This is a genomic window from Planomonospora algeriensis, from assembly GCF_977012225.1.
Genome location: NZ_CDRNDK010000332.1, coordinates 1 through 7,331 on the forward strand (window position 1 = coordinate 1; position 7,331 = coordinate 7,331).

At 71.3% G+C, this 7,331-nt stretch carries 5 protein-coding genes and 2 pseudogenes; 2 read left to right on the forward strand and 5 right to left on the reverse strand.

Going from position 1 to position 7,331, the window contains the following annotated elements:
• Positions 1–143: 143 nt before the first annotated feature.
• Complete coding sequence (locus ACWJ6R_RS26445; protein ID WP_449064828.1) at positions 144–932, reverse strand: PhzF family phenazine biosynthesis protein; 789 nt, start codon at positions 930–932, stop codon at positions 144–146.
• Between the two features lie 210 nt (positions 933–1,142).
• Between ACWJ6R_RS26445 and ACWJ6R_RS26450 the strand changes: the two genes are divergently transcribed.
• Complete coding sequence (locus ACWJ6R_RS26450; protein WP_449064829.1) at positions 1,143–1,523, forward strand: cell division protein SepF; 381 nt, start codon at positions 1,143–1,145, stop codon at positions 1,521–1,523.
• A 104-nt stretch (positions 1,524–1,627) separates the two neighbouring features.
• On the opposite strand, the gene ACWJ6R_RS26455 is transcribed toward ACWJ6R_RS26450, so the two are convergent.
• The 4 genes and pseudogenes from ACWJ6R_RS26455 to ACWJ6R_RS26470 all read right to left on the reverse strand — a co-directional run bounded on the left by ACWJ6R_RS26455 (position 1,628) and on the right by ACWJ6R_RS26470 (position 6,711).
• Complete coding sequence (locus tag ACWJ6R_RS26455; RefSeq protein ID WP_449064830.1) at positions 1,628–2,962, reverse strand: hypothetical protein; 1,335 nt, start codon at positions 2,960–2,962, stop codon at positions 1,628–1,630.
• Between the two features lie 146 nt (positions 2,963–3,108).
• Positions 3,109–4,844: pseudogene (gene argS / locus ACWJ6R_RS26460) on the reverse strand (arginine--tRNA ligase).
• A 132-nt stretch (positions 4,845–4,976) separates the two neighbouring features.
• A complete protein-coding gene (gene plsX / locus ACWJ6R_RS26465; RefSeq protein ID WP_449064832.1) occupies positions 4,977–5,963 on the reverse strand; it encodes a phosphate acyltransferase PlsX in 987 nt (328 codons plus the stop codon).
• Between the two features lie 238 nt (positions 5,964–6,201).
• Positions 6,202–6,711, reverse strand: a complete 510-nt coding sequence (locus tag ACWJ6R_RS26470; protein WP_449064831.1) for a DUF1707 SHOCT-like domain-containing protein — start codon at positions 6,709–6,711, stop codon at positions 6,202–6,204.
• A gap of 171 nt (positions 6,712–6,882) precedes the next feature.
• On the opposite strand from ACWJ6R_RS26470, the pseudogene ACWJ6R_RS26475 reads away from it, so the two are divergent.
• Positions 6,883–7,331, forward strand: a pseudogene (locus ACWJ6R_RS26475) (lysine 2,3-aminomutase); the annotation flags it as partial.

The following is a 7,331-nucleotide window of genomic DNA, read 5'->3' on the forward strand; positions in this document are numbered from 1 at the left end:
CCGGACAATCTTTTTGGTGAGGGCCGCCCTTCGGGGCGGCCCTTTCCTGTTTTCCAGGATCGGATCCTTTCCGGGATCGCATCCGGAGTGCCCCGGGGGAGCGCCGTCCTGTCGGGCCCCCCTTTTCCGCTGTTCCGGCTGTCTCAGGCGTGGAGTTCCCCGGAGAGCACGGTCACCGCGCGACCTGACAGCTCGACCCGGTCACCGCGTACGACCGTGCGGATCTCGCCGCCCCGCTCGGAGAGCTGCCGGCCGACGAGAGCGTCTCCGCCGAGCCTGGCCGACCAGTAGGGCGCGAGCGCACAGTGCGCCGAGCCGGTCACCGGGTCCTCCGGGACGCCGACCCTGGGTGCGAAGAAGCGGGACACGTAGTCCGCATGCTTCCCCGAGGATTCGGCGGTGACGATGACGCCACGGGCCTCCACGGACTCCAGCGCGGTGAAGTCCGGTGAGGCGGAGCGCACGGCCGCCTCGTCCTCGACCTCGACGAGGTAGTCCCACTCGTTCCTGCCGATCCGTACCGGCGTGACGCCGAGCGCCTCGACGAGGCCCCGCGGAGGGGTCGTCTCCACTATGGTCTTCGCCGGGAAGTCCATGGTGAGCAGACCGTCCTCGTCGCGCGTCACGGAGAGGATCCCGCTCTTCGTCGAGAATTCGAGGGTCTCCGGGGCGGTTCCGTCGGAGTAGAGCACGTGTGCGGTGGCGAGCGTGGCATGCCCGCAGAGGGCGACCTCGGCCGCCGGGGTGAACCAGCGCAGGGAATACGGGCCGTCGTCCTCTCCGGCCAGTACGAAGGCCGTCTCGGAGTGCCTCATCTCGGCGGCGACGGACTGCATCCACGCATCGGGCATCGCATCGTCGAGCAGGCAGACACCCGCCGGGTTGCCACGAAAAATCCGGCCGGTAAAAGAGTCGACAGTGTAGATGCGCATGACGAGATACTAGGGGGGTCATCGACGGGGGATTGAGGGCGGGCCTGGGGGGCAGGCAGGCCTTGACGTTGACCGTACGAATTGGAATTACATGCTGGGCGTGTCGCGTGGCGAACTTCTGGGCGTCGGCTAGCGTCAAAGGTGTAGGGACACACGCCGGACGAGGCGGAGTCCTGCGGAAAGGAAGTGCCAATGGGGGCAGTGCGCAAGGTGGCGACATACCTTGGCCTGGGCGGGGTAGAGCATTATGACGAGTCCTACGACTACGAGTACGAGGAAGAGATCGAGGCCGAGGACGAGAACTGGCGGCCCGCTTCCGAGCGCGCGGCCAAGCGCTGGCGTGCGGTGAGCGAGCCTTCGAGGATCGTGATGTTGACGCCGCGAAAGTACAACGATGCCCCCATCATCGGAAGGCACTTCCGCGAGCGGCAGGCCGTGATCATGGATGTCAACGAGATGACCGCCGCGGAGGCGACGCGGATGGTCGACTTCGCGGCCGGACTGGCCTACGGTTGCGAGGGCCGCATCGAGCGGATCGCGGAGAAGGTCTTCCTGCTGGCTCCGGCCGACATGGAGATCACCAGCGGTTGATCCGGCGACGTGAGATCATCGCCGTCCCCTGGGGGCGGCGAGTCCCCGCCCTGCTCCCACCGCGGTCTCACGTCTCCGGTCTCCTGCCCGACCGCGCGTCCCGGTCAGCCGGCGCGGGGACCGCGACGCAGCAGGCGGGTCAGCTCGGCCAGGTCCGAGGTGGCGGTCTGCGCGCGCTTCTCCGCCTCCCGGGCGTACTCGTGCAGGGCCCACACGGCTCCGTCGGCGAGTTCGCGTAACTCCGCGAGCTGGGCCGCGACGTAGTCGGCGTCCTCCTGCTCGCGGGCGCGTCGCTGCCAGAGCAGGTAGGCGCCCCCCGCCGAGAGCAGGAGCGCGAGTGCCCCCGCCGGGAGCGGCACCGGAACGAGGAAGGCCGCGGCCATGAGCACCGCGCCGAGGGCGAACAGCGCGTAGGCGGGCCAGGGGAGCCCCCGGGCGGGGACACTCGAGGCCGCCAGGTGCTTCTCGGCGGTGGCGAGCGAGGTGGAATCGGGGCCCTCCGGGTGGAGGACCACGTCATGGCCGAGCAGGGAGACGGTGACCTCCGAGGGAGGGGCGACCTGGGTGGCCTGGACGAGCTCCTCGGCGGCGCTCCGCACGATCGGCGCGGCCACGTGCAGCGCGATGGCCGCGAGCCGGGGGTCGGATCCGGGGCGCAGGTCCGCCAGGAGGTAGTCGGTCAGGGCCCGTGCCGGGCCGGCGGTCTCGTCGGAGACGATCAGGCGGCGCAGCACCGCCATCGGTTCGTCGTCGGCTCCTGCGGCGCTGGGAAGGCGGGGGCGGGGCGTACCGCCGGCGCCGTCACCGCGGTCCTCACGGACAGAGGTGATCTCGACGCAGCGACCGCGCAGCCGGGCCAGCTGGATGGCGGCGTGCACGGGCCGGGCCAGGTCGGAAAGCTGGGCGATCTCCGGGAAGTCGGCCAGGGACGGGGGGACCACGATCGAGGGTTCGTCGGGGGCCAGGGCACGGAGCCAGCGGGCGGGGTCGGTGTCGGCGGAGAGGGAGAACGCGTCGAGCTTGCGCAGCACGAAGATCTTCCCTGCGGGGCCGTACGCACCGCGGGCGGCGGTGAGCCAGAGGGCCCGCTGGCCCAGGGTGACGGGCCGGTCCACGGAGAGGTCGCCGAAGGCGGTGCCGAACCAGGAGGCGTGGATGCGGTCTCCCTGGCCGGCGGCGGCGAGGGAGAGGCAGAGGAAGAGCGCGGTCCTGCGCTCGTCGCATTGGGCGGCGCGGCCGAGGGGGCCCAGCGCGTCGTCGCCTCGGAGGAGGGCGGCCAGGGCCTCGACGGCCGGGAGCAGCCAGTGGCCGGGCGCGTCCGTGAGTTCCCGTGGCGGTGGCACCGGGAGGGCGTCGGTGGAGAGGCTCGCCAGGAGTGCGTCGGCGTAGCGGTGCAACTCCGCCCCGGCGTGGGGGGTCGCGGTCAGGTCCGTGCTCAAGGGCGGGGAACTCTTTCGAAGTCGTGACCGTTGACCGCGCCAGCGTAGTCCGCTGCGGAGATCACCGTTGGGAGGCGCGCCGTACCGGTCTTTGCCGGACGATCACCTGGATTTGACGAATCCGGGTGATCGCCCGGCGGGCGGGGTCACATGCGCTCGGGCACCGGGACGCCGAGGAGGTCCAGACCGGTCTCCAGCACGCGCAGGGTGAGGGCGCACAGTGCGAGGCGCGAGGCGCGGGTGGCCTCGTCGACGCCCTCCTTCAGGACCGGGCAGTTCTCGTAGAACGCGGTGAACGCGCTGGCGGTCTCGAAGAGGAAGGTGGCGACCTTGTGCGGGGCGGAGCCCTCCGCCATCTCCTCGACGGCCGCGCCGAACCCCAGCAGTCGCAGGGCCAGGGCGCGCTCGGCCGGGTGGCCGAGGACGATCGCTCCGGTGACCTCCGCCGGGGTGACGCCGCCCTTGCGGAAGATGGAGCGGATGCGGGCCGTGGCGTACTGCAGGTAGGGGCCGGTGTTGCCGGTGAGGGCGAGCATGCGGTCGAAGTCGAAGACGTACTCGCTGTCGTGGCTGACCGAGAGGTCGGCGTACTTGACCGCGCCCATGCCGACCGCGTGCGCGATCTCGGCGCGGGCGGCGTCGTCGTAGTCGCGGTCCGCGATCACGGCGGAGGCGCGGACGTCGGCCTCGTCGAGCAGCTCCAGCAGCTTGATCGACTTTCCGCTCCGGGTCTTGAACATCTTTCCGTCGCTGCCGAGCACGCTGCCGATCTGGACGTGTTCGGCGCGGACGTGGTCGGGCAGCCAGCCCGCGATCCGGGCCGAGTCGAACAGCATCGACATGTGCAGGGCCTGCGTCGCGCCGATCACGTAGAGGATGCGGTCGGCCTTGAGGTCCTGGACGCGGTAGCGGATCGTGGCCAGGTCGGTGGTGGCGTAGCCGTACCCGCCGTCGCTCTTGCGGATCATGAACGGCAGCGGCTGGCCCTCCCGGCCCGTGTAGCCCGGCGGGAAGACGCAGAGCGCGCCGTCGCTGACGACGGCGATGCCGCGGTCCTGCAGCTCGTCGCAGACCTGGGGGAGCATGTCGTTGTACATGCTCTCGCCGGCGATGTCCTCGTCGGTCAGGGTGACGCCGAGCCGGTTGTAGACCTTGTTGAAGTAGCGGACCGTGGCGTCCATGAACAGGTGCCACAGGCGCATGGTCTCCGGGTCCTTGCCCTGGAGGGTCACGACGCGGGCGCGGGCGCGCTTGTTGAACTCCGGATCGGAGTCGAACTTCACGCGGGCGGCCTGGTAGTACTCGTTGCCCTCGCCGGCTTCGAGCTGGGCGACGGCGGCCTCCTCGCCGATGTCCAGCAGGTGCTCGATGAGCATGCCGAACGGGGTGCCCCAGTCGCCCAGGTGGTTCTGCCGGATGACCTTGTTGCCCAGGTGCTCGTGCACGCGGACCAGGGCGTCGCCGACGATGGTCGTGCGCAGGTGGCCGACGTGCATCTCCTTGGCCGCGTTGGGCGCGGAGTAGTCGATCACGACGGTCTGCGGCGCGGAGGCCGCGACGACGCCGGTGCGCGGGTCGGCGAGGATCTCGGCCGCCTGGCCGGCGATCCAGGAGTCGTCGAGCGCGATGTTGAGGAAGCCGGGGCCGCTGACCTCGACGGTGCCGGGGAACGCGGGGTCCGCGGTGAGCCGGTCGGCGATCTCCTGGGCGACCTCCCGCGGGGCACGTCGCAGGCGCTTGCTCAGGCTCATCGCGACGTTCGCCTGGTAGTCGGCGAACTGCGAGGGGCGGATCAGCGGGTCTGCGTCGGAGTACTCGGCACCGAAGGCGGCGGCAGCGCCTGCTGGACGCGCTCGGTGAGGACGAGCTGCGGGTCGGTCATGTGCCAAGGATATCGGTAGTGCCGCCGTGACTCCGGGACATTACGCGCATACTTGATCATGGGTCGTCATGGCCGCCCGTCTTCCCGCGGTTCCGGAGCCGGAGAGGGAGCCGTCCGGTGCGGCCCACGCGGTCACCAGAGGCGGTGCGGCCGGTGGGCGTGGCCGAGGCGCTCGCCGATGCGGGTCACCACGCCGCGGTGGGCCAGCGCGGCGGCCAGTTCGCAGGCGGCGCTCACCCCCGGTGCCTGGGAGGCCCCGTGCGCGATGACCACGGTGCCGTTCAGCCCGAGCAGTACGGCGCCACCGTACGCCTCCGGGTCCAGCCGGCGGCGGAGCTCGAGGATGCGCTTGCGCTGCAGCAGCCCGCCCAGCCGGGCGGTGCGGCTCTCCTGGATGGTCTCGCGCAGCTCGGTGAAGGCGTAGCGGACGCTGCCCTCCATGGTCTTGAGCGCCACGTTGCCGGTGAAGCCGTCGGTGACGATGACGTCCACGGTCCCGGTGAGCAGGTCGTGGCCCTCGACGTTGCCGGCGAAGTCGAGGCCGGGGGCGGCCGAGAGCAGTTCGTGCGCCCGTTTGACGAGCTTGTTGCCCTTCCCGGGTTCGCTGCCGATGGTCAGCAGGCCGATGCGGGGTCCGGTGGTGCCGAGCGCGGTCTCGGCGTAGGCGGCGCCGAGGTGCGCGAACTGGACCAGCATCTCGGGCTTGACCTCGGCGTTCGCTCCGGCGTCCAGGAGGATGGAGGGGCGCGGCCGGGTGGGCAGGGCCACCGCGATCGCGGGCCGGAGCACGCCGGGCTGTCCCTTGAGCCGGAGCTTTCCGGTGGCCACGACACCGGCGGTGGAGCCGGCCGAGACGACGGCGCACGCGTCGCCGCGCCGTACGAGGTGGCAGGCGACGGCGATGCTGGAGCGCGGGCGGCGCAGGCTGGCGAGGGCGCCCTCGTCCATCGCCAGCGTCTCTTCGGCGCGGACGATCGGGATCTCGGTGGTCGCGCCGTGCCGGGCCAGCGCCTCGTGGATCGGGCGGGGGGCGCCGACGAGGACGACGGGGATCCCGTGCTCCCGGACGGCCCGCACGGCTCCGGCGACGATCTCGCCGGGGGCGTGGTCGCCGCCCATCGCGTCCAGCGCGATGGGAGCGCCGGAGACGTCGGCGGTGTCAGGCAAGCGGTCACCTCGTACGGGATGGGGTCCCCGCGTCGTAGGCGCCGCGGTGTCGGGCGGCGGTCACCTCGTGCGGGGTGGGATTCCCGCATCGTAGGCGTCGCCGGTGGGCGTCACGCAGGCGGGGGCGATCAGGGAGCGCTCGGGATGTTCCAGTCGGTTCTCTCCCGGGAGACGACGACCTTGCCGAAGGTCACCCGGCCGGTGACCCGGATGACCGGGCCGTCGCCGTCGCCCGCGCCACCGGAGACGTGCCGTTTGGCGAACAGGGCGCCGACCTCGTCGATGACGTGGGCGCGGGCGGGACCCGGACGATCAGCTTGGCGCAGTAGGAGTCGACGGCCAGGGTGATCTCCCGGCCGGGGAGCACCGCGTCGGACAGGTCGACGATCAGCGCGCCGAAGACGGCGCGGAGCGCGGTGTGCCGGGAGGCCACCCAGCGGCCGCCGCGGACGACCTTGCTGAAGACGGCGGCGACCTCCTGGCGCTCGGTGGTGAGGGCGGCGGCGGGTGCGGCGACGTCGGGCAGGTCGCGGGTGAGGGGGGCGAGTTCGCCCACGGTCACCGCGGTGTAGGCGGCTTCCAGGCGGTCGGCGTGTTCGACGCTGGTGAGGCGGCCGGTGGCGAGCGCCTCACCGAGCAGGGCGGCCACGCGATCGCGGTCCGCGTCGGAGGCGCGTAGCACGGGATCGAGAGCGGTCATGGGGACGAGTCTAGGCGATCTCAAGATATATCGCGAGAGGCGTGCCTGTGAGTTCGGTATCGGATGGAACCGATCCCGGACGTAGGGGCGTCCGGTATGTAAGCGTGCTAGACGCGCGAATGTCCGAAGAGGTTTACGTGAGGAAGATTAAAAAACGAGAGGAAACACTTAGTGATCTTGAAAGAGACGTCCACCCGGGGGTTCCGCGCCTACACGGCGAAGCATCTCGACGACCTGCTGCGGCGGGCCGGTCTCGGTGAGGAGGAGCGGCTCCGGATCCGGGCGGTGGCGACCGTGCTGCCCTTCCGCACCAACGCCTACGTGGTGGAGGAGCTGATCGACTGGTCGGCCGTGCCCGAGGACCCGATCTACCGGCTGGTCTTCCCCCAGCCCGACATGCTGCCCGCCGCCGACGTCACCCGGCTGGCCGGCCTGCTGCGCGAGGGCGCCCCGAACGCGCGGCTCCAGGCGGCGGCGAACGAGGTGCGGGCGCGGCTCAACCCGCATCCGGCCGGGCAGCTCGACCTCAACGTCCCGCGAGTCGGGACCGAGCCGGTGCCCGGGATGCAGCACAAGTATCCGGAGACGGTGCTGTTCTTCCCCAAGCAGGGGCAGACCTG

Coding starts and splice junctions, on each gene's coding strand:
- ACWJ6R_RS26445 (WP_449064828.1), bottom strand. CDS start 932: ATGCGCATCTACACTGTCGACTCTTTTACCGGCCGGATTTTTCGTGGC.
- plsX (WP_449064832.1), bottom strand. CDS start 5,963: ATGGGCGGCGACCACGCCCCCGGCGAGATCGTCGCCGGAGCCGTGCGG.
- ACWJ6R_RS26470 (WP_449064831.1), bottom strand. CDS start 6,711: ATGACCGCTCTCGATCCCGTGCTACGCGCCTCCGACGCGGACCGCGAT.